The 23946-nt window shown below is 66.0% G+C and carries 18 protein-coding genes; 3 read left to right on the top strand and 15 right to left on the bottom strand.

The window, feature by feature from the left end; translation table 11 throughout:
• Positions 1-149 precede the first annotated feature (149 nt).
• From WG208_RS05790 to uvrB, 7 genes are all read right to left on the bottom strand, one after another.
• Positions 150-1712, bottom strand: coding sequence for a LysM peptidoglycan-binding domain-containing protein (locus WG208_RS05790; protein ID WP_337170393.1), 1563 nt, complete (start codon positions 1710-1712; stop codon positions 150-152).
• Between the two features lie 491 nt (positions 1713-2203).
• A complete protein-coding gene (locus WG208_RS05785; protein WP_337170392.1) occupies positions 2204-2770 on the bottom strand; it encodes a hypothetical protein in 567 nt (188 codons plus the stop codon).
• A gap of 200 nt (positions 2771-2970) precedes the next feature.
• Positions 2971-3471 (bottom strand): single-stranded DNA-binding protein, encoded by a 501-nt coding sequence (gene ssb, locus WG208_RS05780; protein WP_337170391.1) that lies wholly within the window; start codon positions 3469-3471, stop codon positions 2971-2973.
• A 147-nt stretch (positions 3472-3618) separates the two neighbouring features.
• The gene (rimI, locus tag WG208_RS05775; protein ID WP_337170390.1) at positions 3619-4083 is read right to left on the bottom strand and encodes a ribosomal protein S18-alanine N-acetyltransferase; all 465 of its coding nucleotides are present in this window, start codon (positions 4081-4083) and stop codon (positions 3619-3621) included.
• Positions 4084-4155: 72 nt separating this feature from the next.
• Positions 4156-4953, bottom strand: coding sequence for a tRNA (adenosine(37)-N6)-threonylcarbamoyltransferase complex dimerization subunit type 1 TsaB (tsaB, locus tag WG208_RS05770; RefSeq protein WP_337170389.1), 798 nt, complete (start codon positions 4951-4953; stop codon positions 4156-4158).
• Between the two features lie 10 nt (positions 4954-4963).
• The gene (tsaE, locus tag WG208_RS05765; RefSeq protein WP_337170388.1) at positions 4964-5443 is read right to left on the bottom strand and encodes a tRNA (adenosine(37)-N6)-threonylcarbamoyltransferase complex ATPase subunit type 1 TsaE; all 480 of its coding nucleotides are present in this window, start codon (positions 5441-5443) and stop codon (positions 4964-4966) included.
• On the bottom strand, positions 5433-7535 hold the full coding sequence (gene uvrB / locus WG208_RS05760) for an excinuclease ABC subunit UvrB (protein ID WP_337170387.1): 2103 nt from the start codon (positions 7533-7535) through the stop codon (positions 5433-5435). The genes tsaE and uvrB overlap by 11 nt, the downstream gene beginning before the upstream one ends.
• Before the next feature lie 214 nt (positions 7536-7749).
• On the opposite strand from uvrB, the gene WG208_RS05755 reads away from it, so the two are divergent.
• Complete coding sequence (locus WG208_RS05755) at positions 7750-9837, top strand: methyl-accepting chemotaxis protein (protein ID WP_337170386.1); 2088 nt, start codon at positions 7750-7752, stop codon at positions 9835-9837.
• A gap of 65 nt (positions 9838-9902) precedes the next feature.
• On the opposite strand, the gene WG208_RS05750 is transcribed toward WG208_RS05755, so the two are convergent.
• Together WG208_RS05750 and radC are read right to left on the bottom strand one after the other, a co-directional pair.
• Entirely contained in the window at positions 9903-12086 is a 2184-nt protein-coding gene (locus tag WG208_RS05750) for a bifunctional (p)ppGpp synthetase/guanosine-3',5'-bis(diphosphate) 3'-pyrophosphohydrolase (protein WP_337170385.1), read from the bottom strand.
• 125 nt (positions 12087-12211) lie between these two features.
• Entirely contained in the window at positions 12212-12925 is a 714-nt protein-coding gene (gene radC, locus WG208_RS05745; protein WP_337170384.1) for a DNA repair protein RadC, read from the bottom strand.
• A 263-nt stretch (positions 12926-13188) separates the two neighbouring features.
• Here radC and WG208_RS05740 point away from each other — a divergent pair, with 263 nt between their 5' ends.
• Complete coding sequence (locus WG208_RS05740; RefSeq protein ID WP_337170383.1) at positions 13189-14697, top strand: pyridoxal-dependent decarboxylase; 1509 nt, start codon at positions 13189-13191, stop codon at positions 14695-14697.
• 45 nt (positions 14698-14742) lie between these two features.
• Here the strand turns inward: WG208_RS05740 and WG208_RS05735 are convergent, their stop codons facing one another.
• Both WG208_RS05735 and WG208_RS05730 read right to left on the bottom strand, forming a co-directional pair.
• On the bottom strand, positions 14743-16125 hold the full coding sequence (locus WG208_RS05735; RefSeq protein ID WP_337170382.1) for a hypothetical protein: 1383 nt from the start codon (positions 16123-16125) through the stop codon (positions 14743-14745).
• Between the two features lie 37 nt (positions 16126-16162).
• Positions 16163-16909, bottom strand: a complete 747-nt coding sequence (locus WG208_RS05730) for a hypothetical protein (RefSeq protein ID WP_337170381.1) — start codon at positions 16907-16909, stop codon at positions 16163-16165.
• A gap of 260 nt (positions 16910-17169) precedes the next feature.
• Between WG208_RS05730 and WG208_RS05725 the strand changes: the two genes are divergently transcribed.
• A complete protein-coding gene (locus WG208_RS05725) occupies positions 17170-18192 on the top strand; it encodes a cation diffusion facilitator family transporter (protein ID WP_337170380.1) in 1023 nt (340 codons plus the stop codon).
• Positions 18193-18400: 208 nt separating this feature from the next.
• On the opposite strand, the gene secA is transcribed toward WG208_RS05725, so the two are convergent.
• From secA to WG208_RS05705, 4 genes are all read right to left on the bottom strand, one after another.
• On the bottom strand, positions 18401-21730 hold the full coding sequence (secA, locus tag WG208_RS05720) for a preprotein translocase subunit SecA (protein WP_337170379.1): 3330 nt from the start codon (positions 21728-21730) through the stop codon (positions 18401-18403).
• 51 nt (positions 21731-21781) lie between these two features.
• Entirely contained in the window at positions 21782-22417 is a 636-nt protein-coding gene (gene nadD / locus WG208_RS05715; protein WP_337170378.1) for a nicotinate (nicotinamide) nucleotide adenylyltransferase, read from the bottom strand.
• Positions 22418-22423: 6 nt separating this feature from the next.
• Positions 22424-23293, bottom strand: coding sequence for an outer membrane protein assembly factor BamD (gene bamD / locus WG208_RS05710; RefSeq protein ID WP_337170377.1), 870 nt, complete (start codon positions 23291-23293; stop codon positions 22424-22426).
• Positions 23294-23348: 55 nt separating this feature from the next.
• On the bottom strand, positions 23349-23946 hold a 598-nt coding region (locus WG208_RS05705; RefSeq protein ID WP_337170376.1), incomplete at its 5' end, for a UDP binding domain-containing protein.

Here is a 23946-nt window from a genome sequence, read left to right as displayed (position 1 = left end):
GCCGGGAGCCATGGGGCACCCGGCGCGTGTGTCATGCGACGTACTGCTGCGCGGTGTTGCGTGATGTACGGAGGTCCGTGACGCAGGCCTCGCGACGAACCGCGGGGCGGCGGTCCTCGGGATGTTCCCCGTGGGGACCTATGGGCGCGTCAGGGGGCCTTGGCGAACCGTCGGGCCGTCATCCCGGTGGTGATTTCGTGGCCGTACTGGCGCAGGATGATGGCCGTACTGGAACCATCGTCCACCCGCACGACGCGTACGGTGGCCGTCAGCACATCCGACGCGCTGCCGGCGGGGCGGTGATACAGGGCCACCTCGTCGCCGGCCTTGAGGCCCTGCGCCGATCCCGCCCCCAGCACCAGATAGCTCTGGAGGGTGGGCAGCAGTTCGGTGCTCTCGAGCCAGCGCACGGTGGTCGAGACGTCGGGGGCGGCGAGGCGTTCGGCCTGCCCGCGCGGAGCAGGTTCCCCGTTGGACACGACCACGCGCTGGCCGGCTTCGATGCGTCCGGACTGCCGACGCACCACCGCCACGGCTGGCCGGCCGGCCTCGGCTTCGGTGACTTCGAGGACGCCGGTGGGCACGGCCACGATGGTCTTGCCATCCGCCAGGCGTGATTCGCTGAACGCCACCAGGCGCTGCCCCACGGTGAAGCTGCCCCGCGGTGCCGGCGACAGTTCGACTTCGTCGGTCTTGATGGCCCGCTGCGGATAGCCGTCGGTGCCGGCATTGCCGCCGGTGCCGACACGACGCCCTATGGTGCCGGTCGCGTCGCGCTGGTCGCCCGTCAGGAGGAAGGGAGCCGCGTCGAATTCGGCCTGGCGCGGCACGGGTGTATTGGGCCGGATGGCCGCCATCGCGCGCCGCTCGCCTTCGGCGGCATCGGGAATATCCCGATGGAAGACCGTCAGCGCCTCACTGGTTTTGCGGGCCGCGGCCTGTTCGTGCTGGTTGACCAGCCCGACCCGCACCGTGCCCTGACCTTCGCTCATGAGCGTGCCGCGTGACGGCTGCAGGTTGAGGCGGCCGGTATCGGCACCTGCTCCCTGGGCGGCCGCGGAGCGGGGGGTCACCGAACTGGCGGTCACCGACGCCGCGGCTCGGCTTCCGGCAACCGGCGTGCGGGGCGCGCCCGAGGAGGACGCGACAGTCCGGGTGGAGCGGGCACCCGTGGGCGGTTGGACGGCGTTGCCTTTAGCCGCCGTCTGGGCGGCCAGCGACCCCGACGCGGTGGCGGCCGGATTTGTCTCCGGCCTGGCGGGGGGCGGGGGGAGTGTGCCTTCGCCGGCCTTGGCCAGTGCCACCGCCGGGACCGTGCTGTCGGCCGGCGCGGCTGCCACCTGCGCGGCCTTGCTGCCGCCCGCGGAGGGCCGCGACGGTACGCTGATCGTCATACCCACCCGCAGCGGCGGCACGCCGTCGGTGCCGAGCTTGTTGCGGCGGGCGAGCTCCCGCCACTGATGTCCGTCGCCGTAGTAGCGGGCCGCCAGGCTCCACAAGGTTTCGCCGGCCTTCACGACGTGCGTGGTCGAGCCGGCACTGCCGGTGGCATTGCCGGCGGCCGGCGCTGCCTGCGCGTGGATGACGGCGGGGCGCCAGACGACGAGCAAAGCCAACGTGCCGACGAGAGCGATCAGGAGCTTGAACAGCAGCCCCGAGGTCTGCGTGCGGGTGAGCGTGGACGTCGAGGGCGCCTTCTTGGCAGCGCGCATCTGTGAAAGTCCCGGGAAAAAGAAATCGTCACACCAGTTACCACACCGGAGACGCATACCGGGCAGCGCGGTAACGCCTCCTCCGTTTCGCTCCTGGCGCGCATCGTTTCGGGATGCGGCATTCGGGGCGCCGACACGGTGCCGAACGGCTGCGGGCCTGACGCAGATTCGCCGCTCTCGTCAGTGTGCCGTCAGTGGTGTGGTCAGCAAAAATTGAGGAGTGTCCACATGGTCCCCACGCGCACAACCGCTCGGCCAATACACCATCAGCCAGGGCTGGAGGCAACGCGTCAGCGATTCGTGCCGGACAACCGGCTTGGGGCGGGCCCCAGGCCGTGAAGGGCGCCCTGCGGGCGCGATGCCGGCAGGATGAACAGCGGGATACCAGCAGGATGGCTCTGTGAATATGGCGGGAACATCGCCGGGATCTCTTTCTTTGGAGCCAATCACATCAGCATATCGGCCCGACTCATTCTGGCCGATTTGTTCTCTCAGTACCGCACGGTGATTCCCACGGGGAATATCCACGGGACCATTCTCTCTTCGGTCATCCCGAGGTTGGTCCATCGAGCGTACTGTGCGGAAATCTCCAGACCGACTTCCATTCGCCCACGATGGACCTCTCCACCCCATCCGATGCGCGGAGACAGAAGCAGGGCTGGATATCCATCGCCCCTCGTCATCGGCGACGCATAGAGTCCCGCTCCCATCAGCATGAAATGTCTGACCGGACGCTGCGAACCATGAAAGCGCAGGTCGTATCCCAACCCGATCAGCGCTTTGACGCGGTCCTGATCGGACGCATTCCCCATACTTCGCGCGTGCCCGATCCCCTCGAGTGCCAGTCTGCCCGAGATGCGTTTCAGTGCTTCCTGCTGCACCACACCGACGCGCAGCAACACTCCTGGTGTTGCCGTGGGTCTGTCGAGGGGAAGGCCCCACACGGCGAGCACCGAGCCTTCCATCTCGTATGTCGTCTGCGCGAACCCATGCAGGGGCCACCAGAACATCAACAGTCCGAGAACGAGCAGTGCGGCATGTTGCCGAAATACCCTCATACGAATCTCGTGCCTTGAACAGCGGCGACGGACGGCTGAGGAACCTGTCGCGCAGGTGGATGGCATTGCCCTACGATGGACGAAAAACCGACGGGCGACAACCCGGAAGGATCGTCACCCGTCAGTGATACGTGTATTCGAGATCAGCCGGTGCGCTCGCTCATCCCCTCGGATAGCTCGACACCGCTGAACTCTATTGGCTAGAACGGCAGATCGTCGTCCTCGTCCTGCAACGCGCCCGGGAAATCGGAGAAATCGTCGGTGCCGGCATTGGCCGCGGCGGCCTTGGGACGCGCCGGTGCCGCGGTGCGACGGGGCGCCGATGATTCGAAATCGTCGCCACCACCGCCGGAGCGGCCGCCCAGCAGCATGAGTTCGCGCACGCGGATCTCCGTGGTGTAGCGCGTCTGTCCGTCCTTGTCCTGCCACTGACGGTATTCGATCTCGCCCTCCACGTACACCTTCTCACCCTTTTTCACGTACTTCTCGACCACGTCGGCCAGGCCCGAGCCGCGCGAGTTGTTCCACACCACACACCGGTGCCACTCGGTTTTTTCCTGCTTGTTGCCACTCTGATCGGTCCAGTTGCGACTGGTGGCCAGTGAGAACTGCGCCACCCGGCCTCCGGTGCCCACGGTACGCACCTCGGGATCTCCCCCGACGTTGCCGATCAGGATGGCCTTGTTCAGGCTGCGACTCACGTTGCCTCCTCGCGCTTCGTGCGCGACACGATTGGAATGGCGGATGAAAAAACCAACGGATGTCCGATACTAGGACCTTCCGAAAAAAGCACATACCCGGATGTACGCGGGCATGATCGTTCGAACGCATCTCCCACAACGCACCGATCACTCACCCACAACCTCTCCGACATCATCCGGCCGACGCCCCGCGCGCTCCCGCCGGAGCACCAGCGCATCTTCCGCCGGGTGCTGATAATAACCCCGCCGGCGCCCCACCATGTGGAATCCGCGCGTCTCGTACAACCGCCGGGCCGGTGCATTGGACTCCCGCACCTCGAGATACACCGCCACCGTCTCCTCGGCGTCGGCCGCCGCCAGCGCGTCGTCGAGCAGTCGTCCGGCCACTCCCGCGCCGCGCACCTTGGCGTCCACACAGATGTTGGCCACCTCACGCTCATCCACGGCCACCAGCATCACGCAGTACCCCACCGGCACATCGCCATCGTCGACCGCCACGCGCAACCGTGCATGCGCCCGCCGCATCAGCATCGTGAACGCATTGCGCGGCCAGGGATCGCTGAACGACTGCGCTTCGATGGCCGCCACGGTGTCCGCATCGTCCGGCGTCATCGCGCGAATCCGGACCGTCAGCGGCGACGGTCGCTCGGACGACGACCGGTGGGACGACTGCGCCATCGTGCTTCAGGCGCCCCGGAGCGCGGTCTGCGGCAGAGGATGACCATGTGCCGCCTCCCACTTCACCTGCGCCTCGGCCAGCCGGCCATACTGCGGTTCCCATGCGGCCAGTTCGACCGGCGCCTCACGCCAGTTCCCCATCGCCTGCGTCACTCCCGCGGCATCGGGCGAGACCGTCCACGCACTCGGCAATGCTGCCGGCGACTCGAGCACGGCCACCCGCTGCGCTTCGCTGGTCTGTGTCCGCAGCGTCTCCACGGTGATTCTGGCCACCGGTCCGGCACTCATCACGGCACCGGTGGGCCCCCGGTGCACGGGCAGTGCGTACCGCTCGCCACGCAGTGCATCGGCATGCACCACGAATTCGCCCTGCACCTGCTCCGGCAGAGCCGCCGCGGCAATCAGGAGTGAGGGGACGGCATACAAGGGCACACCCGATCCATGTGCAAGCCCCTTGGCCAGCGAGGCCGCGATACGCAGCGACGTGAAACTCCCCGGCCCGGCTCCGCATACCACGGCGCCGAGCTGCCCTGGTGCAATCGCGGCCTCGTGCAGCAGGGCTTCGATGGCCGGGAACAGGCCATCGCGCATGCCGGCGCCCATGGTCACCTGACGCGAGGCCAATCGTTCTTCCCCCTGCAGCAACGCCACCGAGCCGGCCGCGGTGGCCGCTTCGATGACGAGCACGGGAGCATGCGTGGGGAGCGCCGGGAAACCGATGACCGTGGACATCCCGGAGTTTACCACCACATGCCCTTCCGGGGGCCCGCCCGCGCGCGTGGACGCGTGCATAGATGCGTGCATATCCGCGTGCTCATCGGGGAGGCGTCCGGGGCGCCTGCACCTTGAGCAGACGGCGGTCGGGATGCTCCGGATCGTGCGCGAGCGTGATCGCGATCGTATCCGCGGGCAGCATATTGGCCGCCCGGTCGGGCCACTCGATCAGCAACACCGGCGACCGATCCACGAGCTCTTCCCACCCCAACGCCTCGAGATCGGCCGGCCCCTTCAGGCGATAGAGATCGGCGTGCACCACCGGTCCCCGCGGGGCATCGTACTCCTGCACCAGTGAGAACGTGGGACTGGTGACGGCATCGAGCGCCAGCACCCCGAGCCCCGCACAGAGCGCACGAGCCAATGTGGTCTTGCCGGCCCCCAGATCCCCCTCGAGGGTGATGACCGTGGGACGCGGCAGCACCGCGCCGAGCGCCCGTCCCCAGGCATCGAGGGAATCCCGATCGGGATTGCGGGGCGCACCCCGCCCCAGCAGATGCGCCAGCGTATCAGCGACCACGACGTCCTCCACCGGCCCGACGCTGCGGCGCACTGCCCGGTGGACGCCGGGGCGCCACCGCGTTGCCACGCGCTTCCGACGGCGCCTGCCCGAGGGCCGTGCGCACTTCGAAGAGCTGATCGCGCAGACGCGCCGCCGCTTCGAAGTCGAGTGCCGTGGCTGCCTCGCGCATCGCCACTTCGAGTTCTCCCACCAGGGTCTCCAGTTCTTCACGACTCCGCGGCGCGGCTTCACTGGCCAGACGACGCGGTGCCGGCGCTTCTCCCTCACGCTCCACACGCGCATCCGCGACCCGCGTGATGAAACGTACTTCGTCGACGCTCTTCATCACGCCTCGGGGCACGATGCCATGCGCTTCATTGAACTCGCGCTGCAACGTGCGACGACGCGTGGTCTCGTCGATGGCGCGCTGCATCGAGCCCGTGATGCGATCGGCGTAGAGAATGGCCATGCCGTTGAGATTGCGCGCCGCACGCCCGATGGTCTGGATGAGCGAGCGGTCGCTGCGCAGAAACCCCTCCTGATCGGCGTCGAGAATGGCCACCAGCGACACCTCGGGCATGTCGAGTCCTTCACGCAACAGGTTGATACCCACCAGCACGTCGAATTCACCCAGGCGCAATCCGCGCACGATTTCCATGCGTTCGATGGCGTCGATATCGGAGTGCATGTAACGCACCCGGACCCCCATCTGCTGTAGATAGTCGGTGAGGTCCTCCGACATGCGTTTGGTGAGCGTGGTGACGAGCACCCGCTCGCCACGCCGCTCACGCAGACGGATCTCGTGCAGCAGATCGTCCACCTGGCCCTTCACCGAACGCACTTCGAGCACCGGATCGAGCAGGCCCGTGGGGCGGATGACCTGCTCCACCACCACACCTTCCGACAACTGCAGTTCGAGTTCGCCCGGGGTGGCCGACACGTTCACCAGCCGGGGCACCAACGACATGAACTCATCGAAGACCAGCGGCCGGTTGTCCAGCGCACTCGGCAGGCGGAAGCCATAGTCGACGAGCGTGAGCTTGCGGGCGCGGTCGCCATTGTACATGGCACGCACCTGCGGCAACGTCACGTGCGACTCGTCGACCACCACGAGATACTCGTCGGGGAAGTAGTCGAGCAGACACGCGGGCCGTTCGCCGGCTTCACGGCCACTCAGATGCCGCGAGTAGTTCTCGATGCCCGCGCAGGTGCCGATCTCCATCAACATCTCGAGATCGAACTGCGTGCGCTGTTCGAGTCGCTGCGCCTCCAGCAGCTTGCCCTGCAGTCGCAGTTCGGCCAGCCGCGCCGCGAGTTCCTCGCGAATGGCGGCCGTGGCGCGCTGGATGGTTGGCCGGCTGGTGATGAAGTGTTTGGCCGGATAGATGGCCATGCGCTCCAGAGTGGCGATCGTCTCGCCGGTGACCGGATCGATCTTGGAGATGCGTTCGATCTCGTCGCCCCAGAGTTCGAGGCGCACCGCCTGCTCTTCATAGGCGGGAAAGATCTCCACGGTATCGCCACGCACGCGGAACGTGCCGCGTTCGAACGCCACGTCGTTGCGCAGATACTGGATGCCCACGAGCGCCCGCAGCACATCGTCGCGCGCCACCTGCTGACCGCGCTGCAGCGACACCATGCGCTGCCGGTATTCCACCGGATCGCCGAGGCCGTAGATGGCCGACACCGTGGAGACGATCACCACATCGTCACGTTCCATGAGCGACGACGTGGCCCGCAGCCGGAGACGATCGATGTCCTCGTTGATGCTCGCGTCCTTCTCGATGTACGTATCGCTCGACGGCACATAGGCCTCGGGCTGATAGTAGTCGTAGTAGGAGATGAAATATTCGACGGCGTTGTTGGGAAAAAACGACTTGAGTTCGCCGTAGAGCTGCGCCGCCAGTGTCTTGTTGTGCGACAGGACCAGCGTGGGACGTCCCCACTGCTCGATGACATTGGCCATGGTCATCGTCTTGCCCGACCCCGTGACGCCCAACAGGGTCTGATAACGGTCCCCACGCTGCAGCCCCGCCGAGAGTTCGGCGATGGCGCGTGGCTGATCGCCCGCGGGAGCGAAGGGAGCATGCAATCGGAACGGCGCAGTCATTCCTCGAATATAACACGATGTCGGCGTTTATTCGGGAGCCCCTACCCGGGGTGAAGGGAAATTCTCATATCGTCCGCCGGTTTAGCACCATGGCCGTACCGCCGATACTCTCGCCAGCATCTCGTCAACTCATCGACGAGCCCCCTACTCCGAAACATCCGATCGTCACCGTATTGCAACGGCTGACATACTCGATCCCGTACGATGAGGTACGATGCGCGCAGCATGGCAGTGGTTCATTCGTCTTCCACTTCGTGGACAATTGTGGCGCACCCTGGGACTGGGGCTGGCGGCGGGTGCGGGCGCCACGCTCGTCTCGCTCCGGGCCCTCGACGGCGTGGCGCGCGAAGCCCGGGCGCTGGACACCCAGGCCATTGCGCCGCTGGCGGCCTCCGGTCGTCTGCAGGGTGAAGTCCAGCGTGTACGGGCCGCATATCGCGACCTCGCATACGACGCAACACGGCAGTCCGAAGCCCGCGCCGAACTGGTGCGGAGCATCATCAGAGTCGATTCGCTGTATCGCACCGTGGCGCTCACCGTCACCGACGCGCAGGATCGTGCGGTTCTGAACACGTTCTATCAGCACTGGTCGGCCGCGCAGATTCCGCTCGCGACCGTGATGACACGGCTGGGGGAAGGACGGCAGCCCGAAGCGCTGGCCATTCTGCATGGGGACCTTCGTCGGGCCATGGAAGCGGTGGATTCCACTCTGACCATCGCCGCCGACCGTCAGGCCCGATCGGCGTCCGCGTTCGCGACGATCGCCGAATCGCAGATCACCCGCAGCTTCTGGCTGGCACTGGCCGCGCTGCTCGCGGGCATCGGATGCGCGTCCCTGCTGGCCCACGTGGTGATCCGACGCATCACCTCATCGCTGGCCCAGGTCCGCGACCGCCTGACGTCATTGCAGCAGCACTGCATGGCGGAACTCGAACGGGCCACGTCGGCACTGGCCGAGGGCAATCTCGACGTGGTAGTCGCGCCGAACACCCCGACCGTCTCGATCGACGGTGGCGATGAGATCGCCGCGGTGGCCACCGAGTTGAATGCCACCATTGCCCGGGCCCACGCGGGGATTCGTTCCTATGGCCATGCGGTCACCGCCCTCCGCGCCATGCTCGCCGAGACGGAACGGGTCGTCGATCGCGCGCGGCTCGGGGATACGATGGCGCGCGCGCAGAGCGACCGGTTCTCCGGCGCCTTTGGCCAGTTGCTCGTCGACTTCAACCGTGCGCAGGACGCGGCGCGGGAGCCCGTGGTGGCAGCGCTCGCGATTCTCGAACGGGTCGCGGAGCGTGATCTGTCGGTGCGGGTCACCGGCGATTTCCCGGGTGATCACGCACGTCTGGCGGGCGCCATCAACAAGGCGGTCATCAACATCTCCGAAGCGCTGTGCAAGGTGGAAGTGGCCACGGAGCAGATCGCCAGTGCGGCGTATCAGGTGAGCAACGGCAGTCAGCACATGGCCTCCACGGTGGCCCATCAGGCCGAGTCGATCGACGGTATCACCGCGGCCATGCGGGAACAGACGGATGCCATCGTCCGCACGTCCGAGACGCTGAGCCGGACGCACGAGCTCTCGATGGCCATGCGGGAGCGATTGCACGAAGGCACCCGCTCGATGCGCGAACTCTCCGACTCGATGACCCGCATGCGCGGCTCGGCCGAGCGGACCGCGCAGATCGTGAAGACGATCGACGAGATCGCGTTCCAGACGAACCTGCTCGCGCTCAACGCGGCGGTGGAAGCGGCGCGCGCCGGTGATGCGGGTCGCGGTTTCGCCGTCGTGGCCGGCGAGGTGCGTCAACTGGCCATCCGCGCGGCATCGGCCGCGCGGGAAACGGCGTCGCTGATCGAGGAGACCGTCACCACCACGCGCGAGAGCACGATGGTGAGTGATCATGTGCGGTCGCAGCTCGACGTGATCGATGCCGACGCCGATCGGGTGGCAACGCTGGTGGCCGAGGTGGCCGGCGCGTGTGGATCGCAGCGCGATCAGATCGTGCACGTGAATCGGGCCATCGCGCAGGTGAGTGAACAGACGCAGGGCGCCGCGGTTTCGGCCGAGGAATCGGCCACGGCGGCCGATGAACTCGACGCGCAGGCCGCCACGATGCGTGATCTCGTACGGCGTTTCCTCGTGCAGGACTCGAAAGGTGGCGCGCGGACGATGGCCCGACGCATTCCGCACGAGACGCCGCAGCGACCGGTCCGGGAGCGGCGGGAAGAGGCGTCGTCTGCGACGAAACGGACAGGCACACCGGCCGTGCCGGCGACCCGACGGGCGGTCAGAGCGGGCTGAACAGCGGAGCAATTGCCGGAGTCCGGACGGGGCCGTAGCTCCGGCAGGTCAGACCGCCACCGACCTCACGTATCCTCCGCCGTGATCTTCTCGCGACGCGTGACCTGGGCAATGCCCTTCACGCGTCGCGCCGCTTTGATGATGCGTTCGAGATGCGCGAGGTTCTCCACTTCCACCATCGCGGCGCCCGTCACCTTGCCATCGATGGTCTTGAGTTCGAGGCTCTTGATGTCGGTGCCGGTGGCACTCACAGCCGCCGCCACGTCGGCGTAGAGTCCGCGCCGATCGGTGCCTTCCATCGCGAGACGCACCACGAAGCGCTCGCCCGCCATTTCCTGCCAATCGATTTCGAGACGCCGCTCGGGCTCGTGCGCCAAGAGCAGCAGATTGGGACAATCTCCGCGATGGATGCTCACACCGCGTCCACGCGTGACATAGCCCACCACCCGGTCGCCAGGCACCGGCTGACAACACTGCGCATATCGCACGAGCAGGCCATCCGCACCCTGGATGCGAATGCCCTTCCCCGTGCCACGCACGCGGTCGACGATGCGCTCGAAGGTGGTGCTGACCTTGCCCGGTTCCGGTGGTGTGGTGTCGAGATCCGGGTGCAGTGCCTTGAGCACCTGCAGCACCTGGATGTCACCGGCACCCACCGAGGCGATGAGATGCGTGGCGTCCTTGAGCTTGAGCTGCCGCGCAATAGGCTGGAGTTTGTCGTCGTCCACCTTCGGCAACCGGCGGCGACGCAGCTCACGCTCGATGATCTCGCGTCCGAGCCGCATGGCCGACGAGCGCTCTTCGAGCCGCAGCAACTGCCGGATCTTGTGGCGCGCCTTGCCCGTGCGCACATGCGCCAGCCAGTCACGACTGGGCTTGGCATTCGGATTGGTGAGAATCTCCACCGTTTCCGAATTCTTGAGTTCCCGCGAGAGCGGAGCGATACGCCCGTTGACCTTCGCCCCCGCACAGCGCGCACCCACCTGCGAGTGCACGGCAAACGCGAAGTCCAGCGGTGTCGCGCCCTTGGGCAACTGGATCACGTCGCCGGTGGGCGTGAACACGAAGATCTCGTCCTGATACAGATCGAGCTTCAGGAATTCGAGAAACTCGCCCGGCGTCTCGGCGTCCATCTGCAGTTCGAGCACCTGACGGAACCACGCCAGATGACGATCGAGTTCGTCGGCGTTTTTGGTGTTCTCCTTGTACAGCCAGTGCGCCGCGATGCCATAGTCGGCCGTGCGATGCATGTCGCGCGTGCGGATCTGGATCTCGAACAGCTGACGACCCGGACCGAACACCGTGGTGTGCAGCGACTGATACCCGTTCGACTTGGGTTGCGCGATGTAGTCCTTGATGCGCTCCTGCACCGGCGTCCACCCGTCGTGAATCACGCCGAGGGCGTGATAACACTCCAGCACGTTGGGGACGATCACGCGGATGGCCAGCAGATCGTAGATGTCCTCGTACGGACGCTCCCGCTGCTGCATCTTCTTGTAGATCGACCAGAGATGTTTGGGCCGGCCGGTCACTTCCACGTCGGCGATGCCGGCCTCGGTGAGCCGCTTCTCGAGCGGCTCTTTCATCTGGGCGATGAGCGCCTCACGCTCGCCACGTTTGGCGGCCACCAGTTTCGCGAGCGTGCGGTAGGCTTCGGGCTCGAGGTGTTTGAACGCCAGGTCCTCGAGCTCCCAGCGCACCTTGGCCATACCAAAACGGTGTGCCAGCGGTGCGTACAGATCGCGCGTCTCCTGCGCGATGCGCCGACGTTTCTCCGGCGCCAGCCAGTCGAGTGTGCGCATGTTGTGCAGCCGGTCGGCCAGCTTGATCAGGATGACGCGCGCATCCTTGGCGATCGACAGCAGCAGCTTGCGGTAGTTCTCGACCTGCCGTTCCTCGCGGGAGGACATCGGCAGGTTGGCGATCTTGGTCAGTCCATCGACGATCTGCGCGACTTCCGGGCCGAACTCGCGGTCGATGTCCTCGACGGTGATATCGGTGTCTTCGACGATGTCGTGCAGCAGCCCGCTGGCCACCGTGGCCGTGTCGAGCTGGAGGTCGGCGAGGATGCGCGCCACCTCGACACAGTGCGAGACATAGGGCTCGCCCGAATGCCGCACCTGCCCGGCATGCGCGGCCTCGGAGTACTTGTACGCCCGCACGAGCAGATCATGGTCGAGCCGATCATAGGCGCCTTCGGCCGCCGGCCCGAACCCCGGAATCATCTCGTGCAGCGCGACGGTCGTCACCTGAAAACTCTGCCTCGGCAAGGGCGGTCGCGCCTGGTCCCACATGGGAACGGCCAACCACCTGATCGTTGTGAATCTTTCTGAAAATACGGGGCGAGATGAAAGAGAGGCAGTAAGGCATGCCATCAAAGCAGCCCGGATTCCGCAAAACTCACATACCGGCCCCGCCCCACGATCACGTGATCGTGCACCGGGATGTCCAGCAGCCGCCCGGCCGCCACGAGCTGTTCCGTCACCGCCCGGTCCTCGGCGCTGGGTGTCGGATCGCCGCTCGGATGGTTGTGCACCAGGATCACCGCCGCCGCCCGTTCGGCGATCGCCTCCCGGAACACCTCCCGCGGGTGGACGAGCGAGGAGTTGAGCAATCCGCGGGTGATGAGGATGTCCCGCTCCAGGCGGTGCTGCGCATCGAGGATGGCCACGTGGAACTCCTCCACGGGGGCATCCTGGAGCCGCGGCGCGAATGCCGCGGCCACATCCTGCGGTCCCCGCATGGGCAGGCCGGCCTCCCGCGCCTCGCCGGCCATCCGCCGCCCCAATTCCAGCGCGGCCTGCACCGCGGTGGCCCGGGCCAGTCCCACGCCCCGGATGCGGGTCAATGCGGCCAGCGGCGTGGACGCCAGACGCCCCAACGAGCCACCGCAGTACTCGAACATCACATGCGCACAGGCCACCGCCGACGTGCCTTGATGTCCCGATCCCAGCAGCGTGGCGATGAGTTCGGTGGTGCTGAGGGCCTGCGCCCCCAGCATGCGCAGGCGTTCACGCGGCCGCTCGCTCGACGGGAGCTCCTTGATGCGGGTGCCGTTGGATGCAGCCGATGACGGGGAAGCGGACATGGGAGGTCTGTGCAGATGGGAAACGGGGCGTGATGCGCGTGGACGCCCCACTATGCACTCGCCGTGGGCAATCTCCTGTACCAAGTTCCCGCAGGCATGACCGATTCTTCGCATGACCGCCTGGTTGTCCCCGTTTCGTGGTTTCTGTTCAGGCGACGAGCGCTCACCTTGTGTTCATCATGATCGCGATCGTGCCCGCGATCATGTCGGCGATCATATCGGCGATCGTGCCGTGAATCATGTCCTCAACGGGATCCCTGCCCTTGCCCCACACGCATCACGAGTCGTTCGACCCGCCGTCCGACGGCGACTGGGAGGCACTGCGCACGCTGGGCCATCGCATGCTCGATGATCTCGTCGATGCCCAACGCGCCCTGCCGCACACCCCGGCGTGGCGTCCTCTTCCCGACACCAAACGCGCCCGTTTCGACGAGCCGGTCCCGGAAGACGGCATCGGCGCGGAATCGGCGTATGCCCTGTTCCGCTCGCACATCCTGCCCTATGGCAACGGGAACTGGCATCCGCGGTTCTTCGGATGGGTGCAAGGCAACGGCACACCACTGGCCATGCTGGCCGATATGCTCGCCTCGGGGATGAACCCTCATCTGGCCGGCTTCAATCAGGCGCCGGCGCTCGTGGAACAGCAGGTGATCGGATGGCTCGGCGCGCTGATGGGTCTGCCCGGCGCGAGTGGGTTGTTCGTGACGGGCGGAACGATGGCCAATGTGCATGGTCTGGCGGTGGCCCGGTATGCAGCGGCCACACGACTCGGGCACGACATCCGCACGCAGGGGCTGCAGACATGGCCCGATACCCCCTCACCTGCGCCGCTCGTGTTCTACGGCTCCGCCGAGACGCATGGCTGGGCATTCAAGGGCGCGGAGTGGCTGGGGCTGGGACGACGCGCGTTCCGGCAGGTCCCCACACATGACGACTTCACCATTCGCGTCGACGCCCTCGCGCGCATGATCGCCGACGATCGGGCGGCGGGCCTCGCCCCGTTCTGTGTGGTGGGTACGGCGGGCACCGTGAACACCGGCACGGTGGACGATCTCACGGCGCTGGCCGATCTCTGCACACAAGAATCGCTCTGGTTCCATGTGGACGGCGCCTTCGGTGCGCTCCTCGCGCTCGCCCCCACGTTGCGCGATCGTGTCCGTGGCATGGAGCGCGCGGACTCCCTGGCGTTCGATCTGCACAAGTGGGGATCGATGCCATTCGAATGCGCCTGTGCCCTCATACGTGATCCGGCCCTGCACGAAGCGGCCTTCCGTCAACAGGCCGCCTATCTCGGCGCGATGCCGCGGGGCGTGAGCGCCGGCGGACAGCCTTTCAACGACCGGGGTCTCGATCTCACGCGCGGATTCAAGGCGCTGAAGGTGTGGATGCAGTTGCAGGCGGACGGTGTCGACAAGTTCGGACGCATCATCGAGCAGAACGTGCGCCAGGTACAGCGCCTCGTGGCCCACATCGACAGTCACGGTGAGCTCGAACGTCTGGCGCCGGCGCCGTTGAACATCGTGTGTTTCCGCTTCCGTCCATCAGGACGGACCCTGACCGAAGAAGCACTCGACGCGCTGAACGCCGAACTGCTGCAGCGATTGCAGGAACGTGGTATCGCCACGCCGTCGTCCACGCGCATCGGCGGCCGGTTCGCCCTGCGGGTGGCGCACGTCAATCATCGCACCACCATTCAGGACATCGACGACCTCGCACAGGCCATCGTGGAGATCGGCCGCGAGATCAGCGGAGAAATGCACACGGCGGCCTGAATGATTTCAGGCCGCCGTACGAAAGGGTCCACAAGGGCATCGAGATCAGAGACCGCCGGGAGGTCTGGGCTTGGCAGTACGTCCCGAACCTTCACCGGAGCTGGACCCGGAGCTCGAACTCGGAGCCGGTGCACTGCTGGCCCCCCCGCCGGAGCTCGAAGCGCCGCTCCTCGATTCACCCGACACGGGGGAACGCGGCGTTGCTGATCCCGAGCTGCCACCGCCGGAGCGTGTGTACCCCTGCCCCTTGACGAAACGGCCCTGCGACTGTGGTTGTCCGGTGGACGGTCCGACGACGATGACCGGACCTCCGCCGTAGTAGATGCCGCCACCCCACGGCATTCCGTACCCCATGCCATAGGGGTATCCGTACCGGCTGGCGTAACGCCAGCTGTTGAAGCCGTACCACGGATCCCAGGGATCCCACGCGCCATAGCCGTACTGCCAGCCGAATCCCCACGCGCCCATGCCACGGGGCCCGTAGCAGAAATCATCCCACATGGCACACCGCGAACGCATCGCGTTGATGCCCGTGGTCCCCGATGGCACCGCCGCAATGGTGCTGGATGCGATCCCGCGCTGCGCCGCCGCTTCGTTGGGGCGCACCGAGAACGCACGCGGGTTGGAGACGGCCACCATCATGTCGATGACACTGGGCGGCATGCCTCGATCGGCCAGCTTGACGAGTGTCTTGCCGTCGAGATCGAACGCCATCCCGAGTTCGACGATCCATGCCTCGGTGAGTCCGCTCGGCGCGTGCGTGGCGACATCGAGCACCTGATCGACCGTGACGGGCGCGCCGGCCGTCAGTCGCAACGACGACGTGGACCGGCTGGTGCCGAACGATATGCCTGCCGGCGCGGGTCCGCTGGCATCATAACGAAACCGTACGGTGGTGGTGGCCTCGTTGCTGCCCACCTGCAGATGCTGCAACTGCAACCATTCGCCTTCCGGCGTGATGGTCATCATGCCGGTTTCCACGCGCTTCACGCCGCGCGCGCAGGTCAGCTCGGCACGCATGATGAGTCGCGCATTGTCGGCAGTCCAGGCGGCGGTTTCCCGCCCCTGACAGTCATCGATGGTCTTGTCCGTAACGCTGCCCACCTGCGGCAACACATTGCGCGACAGGAGCGAGTCCCGCGAATAGAGCAGGACGTCGACGCTGCCGGCGACCTGAGTGGATGGCACGACGCAGGCCTGCGTAGGGGCCGACGTCGGCTTGGGCATATCGGTGAGGTCGAGTGTGCGCCAGCAGCCGATCCACGGCTGAAAGCGCGCGTCGATGGCGCTGGTGCTCTGTGCGCGTGCCACGCCGCCCGTCGTGAATGCCGGCGCCACGCCCAACGCCGCAAACAGCGCTGCGGACCCCAGGATGCCCGGGAGCACGCCACCGCACGCCGTCTTCAACAGCTTGATGGTGCGAGTCATGGGTCGATCTCCGTGAAGCATACGTGAAGCATACCGGTCAGAGTCGGAACATCAGGCCGGCGGTGAGGCCGACGCCGGACAGGGAAATCGGTGCGAAATCGCGGAAATCCCCACGCAGCGAGGCGTTGCTCACGTCGTAGCGAACTTCCGTGGTGAGTCCCATCCAGGGACGCAGGTTCAGCGTGGCGCCCGCCGCGCCGTACCCCAGAGCACCCCAGCCGGAGGCTTTGAGCGTCGACGGGTAGACATCCATGGTCTCCTTGTCGACAAAATCGCCCCGCAACCGCAGGTTGTAATACATCGCTCCCGCGCCGACGGCCACATACGGCACGACCCGCGACGGCACCCACGCGAGACGGCTCACCTGGCGTCCGGCCGGCGTGAGATTCCACCTGAGCCCCGCCGCCAGTGGAACACGCCGCAGCGACGTTTGCTGCTCGATGGGCAGATCATTGTTGTCGACGAACGCGCGATACTCACTGTCGGCATGCCTGCCGTTCACCCCGCCGGTGAACTGCAGCTCCAACCGCTGCGACAGCGGCACCGAGAGATCGGCCATGAAATTCACGCCCAGAAAATCGCGGCGTCCCAGCGTGAAATCTTTCGTGATCTCGTCGAAGACATCACTGGATGCGTTGGGCTGACCCGCCCCGATTCGCAAACCGAAGGTCGCCGACGGCTTCTTGAAGAGATACCCGTCACCGCCCCGGGACTGCGCGGACAGCGTGGCGGGAAGAAATACGGGGAGCATTGCCGCACAGGCCAGCATCTGTCGCCAGGTCATCGCCGGACTCTCCGAAGAGGATACGAAACAATAATACCCAATGACAACGATCCAGGTCCGCCTCCGGGCGGTGCACTCGGGTGCCCCTCCCGCTCCGCTCGTCCCGCACGGGGAACCAGGGCGACCACACCGGAGACCGGGACCGGCTCGTGTGACGGGGCAAGTATCGTGGGCATCGTCAGCCGAACGTCACTTCGAAAATGTGCCTGGCGAGGTCAGGTGTTTCCCCGCGCCGGTTCCCGGGGGATATCTTCCCGTTCATGGCGTCGTCCTCCCATTCGCACAGCCATGATCGTGAACAGGACCCTGATCACGATCATGAACCCGGGCAGGAGCATGCACACACGCATGGACCGGGAGGGCATCACCACGCCCCGGCCTCATTCGGTCGTGCTTTCGCCATCGGCACGGCGCTCAATCTCGCCTACATCGTCCTCGAAGCCGGATACGGACTGCACACCGGCTCCATGGCACTGCTGGCCGACGCCGGACACAATCTGAGCGATGTCCTGGGGCTGCTGCTCGCGTGGGGCGGCGCCACGCTGGCGCAGCGGGCCGCGACACCCCGCCGCACGTATGGACTCCGGAGCTCCACCATCCTCGCCGCCCTGGGCAACGCCATTGCACTGCTCCTGGCTATCGGCGCGATCGGCTGGGAAGCCGTCGGTCGTTTCTCGCGTCCGGAGCCCGTCGCCGGTGGGGTCATCGCCTGGGTCGCCGCCGCCGGCATCGTCGTGAATGCCTTCACCGCCTGGCTCTTCGCCGGCGGACGACACGACGATCTCAACGTGCGGGGCGCGTATCTCCACATGCTCGCCGACGCCGCCGTTTCGGCCGGTGTCGTCGTGGCCGGGATCATCATCAGCTTCACCGGCTGGCTATGGCTCGATCCGACCATCAGCCTCATCGTCGTCGCATTGATTGCCATTGGCACCTGGGGATTGCTGCGCGAATCGGTGGACCTCGCCCTCCACGCCGTTCCGGCGCACGTCGATCCGGAAGCGGTACGGGCCTATCTGCTCGCCCTCCCCGGTGTGACGGAGGTGCATGATCTCCATATCTGGGGCATGAGCACCACCGACACGGCACTCACCGCGCACCTCACGCGCCCGGGGCCCGGACTCGACACCGATGCCCTGCTGGCCGATGTCGCTCACGATCTGCGCGATCAGTTCGGCATCAGACATCCCACGATCCAGATCGAGCGGGGGGATGGAACACACCGCTGTCACAATTGTCCGGAGATGATCCGGGATACTCCGCCACTGATGAATCGGTCGTAGCCTTCCGAAGTCTCTCTATGAATCTCTTTCCTGACCAGCTCCGTCCTGCGTCCTCTTGAAATATTGACGCCGTGGAATCGGTACCTTCCGGATGACGCACGGTGTGTCATCCGGACGGCCTCGGCGCCACGGCGTCAACGTATCAAGAGGAAGCAGGACGGAGCTGGTCAGGAGGGAGATTCATAGTGGTTCTTTCGCTGGGGGAGACTCAGAGATTCGCCCCGTGACACTTCTTGAACTTCTTCCCCGATCCACAGGGGCAGGCGTTGTTACGCGGTGTGTTCTCCCAACCGGGCGGCAGTGCCCCACCGCCGGCTTCGAGCGTCCGCACCGAGCCGGCGCCCACCACCGCGGGTGTACCGCGCGCCACCGTACGCGACGCATCGGCACCGGCATCGCCTTCGCGGACATCCACCTCGTCGATGGCGTCGACGATCTCGCCGGCCGCATCGCCCGCCAGCAACTCCTCGGGCGGCACGTCTTCGAGAATACCCAGCGCGTTGTAGCGCTTCGTGGGTCGCGCGCTTTCCAGGCGGGCCGCCTCGCTGGGCACGGGTTCGAACGTCTCCACCGGCGCCTGCTCGAACACGAGCTGCGCCTTGAGGAACCGCTCCGTGAACGTGTGCGCGACGTCGTGCATCAGATCCACGAACATCGTGTACGCCTCCTGCTTGTACTCGACGAGCGGATCCTTCTGTCCCCATGACCGATAGTGGATGGACGCCCGGAGCTGATCGAGATCGTAGAGATGGTCCTTCCACTTCTCGTCGATCACGCTCAGCATCACCAGCGACAGCAAACGGCCGGAGAAACCCACGCCGTTCTCGTCGGTCACCTGATCGAGACTCTCGATCTTCAGCGCGAACGCCTCGTGCACGGCATCCACGGCCTGCGCCTGCGCCTCTTCCAGCGAGGTGGGACGATCGTGCTGCACGAAGCCCGGCACCTGCAGCATGTAGTGCATCAGGAGATCCTGCTGCACGTACTCGAAATCCCACTCTTCCGGCTTGTCGAACGTGGCCAGCGCCTGCTCCACCCGACGCTGCACGCCACGGTCGAGCATCTTGATGGCTTCGCCCTTGAGCTCCTCGCCGCCTTCCAGCGCGAACGCCCGCAGCGAGTAGATCACTTCCCGCTGCTGGTTCATGACGTCGTCGTACTCCAGCAGCCGCTTGCGTGACTGGAAGTTCTGGAGTTCGACACGCTTCTGCGCCTGTTCGATGGACCGCGTGATGAGCGGATGCGTGAGCACCTCGCCATCCTGCGCGCCCATGCGGTCCATCAGGCGCGCGATGCGCTCCGAGCCGAACAGCCGCATGAGATCGTCTTCGAGCGACAGGAAGAACTGCGACGCGCCCGGATCGCCCTGACGGCCCGAGCGACCGCGCAACTGGCGGTCGATGCGACGCGATTCGTGGCGCTCCGAGCCGATGATGTGGAGACCGCCGATCTCCTCGACATCGACTTCCTTGCCGTCGGCATCGTGCACGCGGGACGGACGCGCCTCGCGCGTGCCCTCGCCCAGCTTGATGTCGGTGCCACGGCCGGCCATGTTCGTCGCGATCGTGATGCCGCCCGCACGCCCCGCCTCGGCCACGATCTCGGCTTCACGCTGGTGATACTTGGCGTTGAGCACGTTGTGCTTGAGCCCCGCCCGCGCAAAAAGACGCGACAGCGTTTCCGACGCTTCGACACTGGCCGTACCCACGAGCACCGGGAACTGCAGCTCGTGCAGCCGCTTCGTTTCGTCGACGATCGCGTTGTACTTCTCGCGCCGCGTCTTGAACACCAGATCCTGACGGTCCTCACGCTGGATGGGCCGGTTGGTCGGAATCACCGACACTTCGAGTCCGTAGATCTGGTGGAACTCGCCTTCTTCCGTTTCGGCCGTACCGGTCATGCCGGCCAGCTTCTCGTACATGCGGAAGTAGTTCTGGATGGTGATCGTGGCGAGCGTCTGCGTCTCACCTTTCACCTGCACCCGTTCCTTGGCTTCGACCGCCTGATGCAGCCCCTCGCTCCAGCGACGGCCCGGCATGGTACGGCCGGTGAACTCGTCGACGATCAGCACCTGCCCTTCCTGCACGACGTAGTTCACGTCGCGCTCGTACAGCGCATGGGCGCGCAGGAGCTGATGGATGATGTTGAGCCGCTCGCTCTTCGTGGCGTATTCCCGCTCCACCAGGCCGCGCCGTTCGAGCCGTTCCGTGGGACTCAGCGCATGATCCTTGTCGATCTGACCGATGAGCACCGAGATGTCCGGCAGCACGAACGTGTCGGGATGATCCGGCGAAAGCCAATCGAGTCCCTGCTCGGTGAGGTGCACCGTGTGTCCCTTCTCGTCGAGCACGTACAGCAGATCGTCCTCGAGCGAGCGGAAGTTCCGCTTGGAAGCCGGCAGCTTGCGGTCGGCGATCACATCGAGTTCGATGCGCTGCACGAGCTGCTTGACGCCCTGCTCCTGCATCACCTTCATGAGGCGCTTGTTCTTCGGCCCGCCGAGTTGCGCCTTGTAGAACTGCAGCCCCGCGGCCTGCTGGTCACCGGCTTCGAGCTGACGTTCCCCTTCGGCCACAAGCGCGTTCACGAGATCGGACTGGCGACGCACCAGGCGTTCCACGGCCGTGTTGAACTCCGCGTACTGCCCGTCGCTCTCGTTCCCCACCGGTCCCGAGATGATGAGCGGCGTCCGCGCTTCGTCGATGAGGATGGAGTCCACTTCGTCGATGATCGCGAACACGTGCGGACGCTGCACCCGCTGGTCGAGCGAGACCACCATGTTGTCGCGCAGGTAGTCGAAGCCGAACTCGTTGTTGGTGCCGTAGGTGATGTCGGCCGCGTACACGGCGCGCCGTTCCCACGATCCCGGTTCGGTGTCGTCGAGACAGCCGACGGTGAGACCGAGCCATCCGTACAGATGCCCCATCCACTGCGAGTCGCGGCGGGCGAGGTAGTTGTTGACCGTGACCAGATGTGCCCCGCGCCCGGGCAGGGCGTTGAGGTACATGGGCAACGTGGCGACGAGCGTCTTGCCTTCGCCCGTGGCCATTTCCGCGATGCGACCCAGGTGCAACTGGATCCCGCCGATGAGCTGCACGTCGTACGGGACCATGTCCCAGGTCAGTTCATGACCGGTGACCATGACCGTCGTGCCCTTGAGACGCCGCGCCGCTTCCCGCACGGTGGCGAACGCCTCCGGCAGCAGATCGTCGAGCGTTTCGGCGATGGCCGTCCGCAACTCCGCTTCGGCGCCGCCCCGTCCATCGACGCCCTGCAGTTCGGTATCCAGGCGGTCACGTTCCGCGCTGTCGGCGGTGGCGTGTTTGGCCGCCTTCAGTTCGGCGATACGCGCCTCGATGGGGCCGGTACGTTCCGCGAGGATGCCGCGGAACTTCGCCGTCTGTCCCTGGATCTCCTCGTCGGACAACGAGGACAGACGCCGTTCGATCTCGTGGATCTCGGCGAGGATGGGTTGGACGCGCTTGCGCTCACGCTCGTGGCGCGTTCCGAACACTTTACCGATCAAGCCCTTCAGCATAGACCTCTACTCCTGGCAAGGGCACCGATCCGGCGGTGCCCGCCGCGCCAGTCAGGCGCGCACGATGCGCTCCGCGTCGATCGATTCCCGGGGATGCTCGAGATACAACCCTGTGGATGCGATGTAGGTCGCCACGGCATCGGGAACGAAGCCCCGTATGGAGCGACCGTCCCGGACCCGCGACCGGATTTCGGTTGACGAAATGTCCACCCGTCGGGTGGCCAGGTATTCAGCGACCACACCGCCGTCGCTCTCCCCGTCGATCGGCAGCGGCCGTCCATCCGGCGCCGTCTCACGCGTGAGCACGACCAGACGGACCAACCGCAACAGGCGATCCACGTCGTGCCAGCGTGGCAATGTGGGAACCACATCGCGACCAACCAGGAGATGGAGCACTGCCGCCGGCCAGCGCCGGTGGACAGCCTCCACGGTGTCAACCATGTAAGATAACCCGCCCCGCTCGATTTCGACCGGGTCCACCTCGATGCCAGGGATCCCGGCAAAACACGCCTGCACCATGGCCAGCCGGTGAACGGCCGAGGTGCCATGGTGATCCTTGAGCGGCTGTTGCGCCGCCGGGATCACGAGCAGGTGGTCGAGGTGGAGCGCCGCGAGGGCGTCCTGTGCGACCAGCAGATGGCCAACGTGCGGCGGATCGAAACTGCCGCCGAAAAGGCCCAGTCGCACGACCGGTCAGCCGCGCCCGACTGGCGCGGGGCGCGCGTACACCACAGGGGATCGGGTCGGCAGCGGCGCGAGCGCAATCGTGTCGCGCGGTGCCGGAGGGGCCGCGGCCGTATCCGCGGGCTGCACACCACAGGCCGCCCGGACATCGGCGTCGCCCGGGTAGGCCTTCCACATGGCCGTACACGTCTCCGCCGCGTCTTCCTTCCAGCGGATCTTCGTGTAGAGCTCGTGCAACCGCAGCCACGACAGGCGTGCCGCCTTCGTGGCCGGGTACGTCGTGACGACGTCCTTGAAATAGATGATCGCCGGATCGATGGCGCGACGCACACGGATGTAGTGCACGCCCGTCTCGTAATCCTTCTGAGCGAACCACTCTTCGAGCGTGGCGATGCGCTGCTTCGCTTCCTCGACTTCCTTGGAGTCGGGGTACGACGAGAGCAGCGCCCGCAACACCGACGCCGCCTTCTGCCCCTGCTCCGGATCGAGCGACGGGCGCCGCCAGATGCTCTGGTACGAACGCCCACTGCCCAGCATGGCCGTGGGGGCCAGCGTGTCGTCGGGAAAACCATCCGTGACCCGCTCGAACGCCTGCGCCGCCAGCAGATACTCCTGCTTCCGCTCGTGGGTCAGCGCGAGATAAAAATACGCCGGAGCCAGCAGGGGATCGCGCGACGAGAGATCGTTCGTCAGCCGTTCGAAGCCCACCTGCGCGTTGTCCCACTTCTTGCGCTCGAACTCCTGCAGGGAGGCCTTGAACAGGGCCTCCGGCGTCGCGAAGTCCTGCGGCTTGAAGCCCTTCGAACAGCCGGCCACCGCAGCGGCCACGCTCAACAGCAGCATCAGCCGCCATTCCAGGCGGGATGGGACGTATCTCATGCCCACAACATACCCCCGCACACCATCCAACGATTCACCCGGTTCTCCCTGACGCTCACGCCATGCCTCCAGCCGAACGGAACCCCGACGCCAGCGGCACGATCCGGGCGCGTCCCGGGCGCAGCGATGCCGTCACGTTGCGCGTGTCCACGAGCAACGCCGCCTGATCCACCACCCGCTGATAATCGAGCTGCTTGTGGTCGGTCACCACGACGATGGCATCCGCCCACTGCAGCATCTCGTCACTGAGATCGACCCCCTTGCGGGTGTGCCCCTCTTCCCGGAATTCGTGCACGAACGGGTCGTGATACTCCACATGCGCCCCTCGCTCCTCCAGCAGACGGATCACATCCAGTGCCGGACTCTCCCGCACATCGTCGATGTCCCGCTTGTATGCCACCCCCAGCACCAGCACCCGGCTGCCGCGCACCGCTTTCCGCACCTCGTTCAGCGCATCGGCCACCTTCTGCACCACCCACTCGGGCATGTGGGAGTTGATCTCGCTCGCCAGGTCGATGAACCGCGTCTTGTAGTTCAACGTCCGCATCTTCCACGCCAGGTAGTGCGGGTCCAGCGGGATGCAGTGCCCCCCGATCCCCGGCCCCGGCGTGAACTTCATGAACCCGAACGGCTTCGTCGCCGCCGCGTCGATC

This window comes from Gemmatimonas aurantiaca, assembly GCF_037190085.1.
Taxonomy (GTDB): domain Bacteria; phylum Gemmatimonadota; class Gemmatimonadetes; order Gemmatimonadales; family Gemmatimonadaceae; genus Gemmatimonas; species Gemmatimonas aurantiaca_A.
This window is presented reverse-complemented; position numbering and strand designations above follow the sequence as displayed.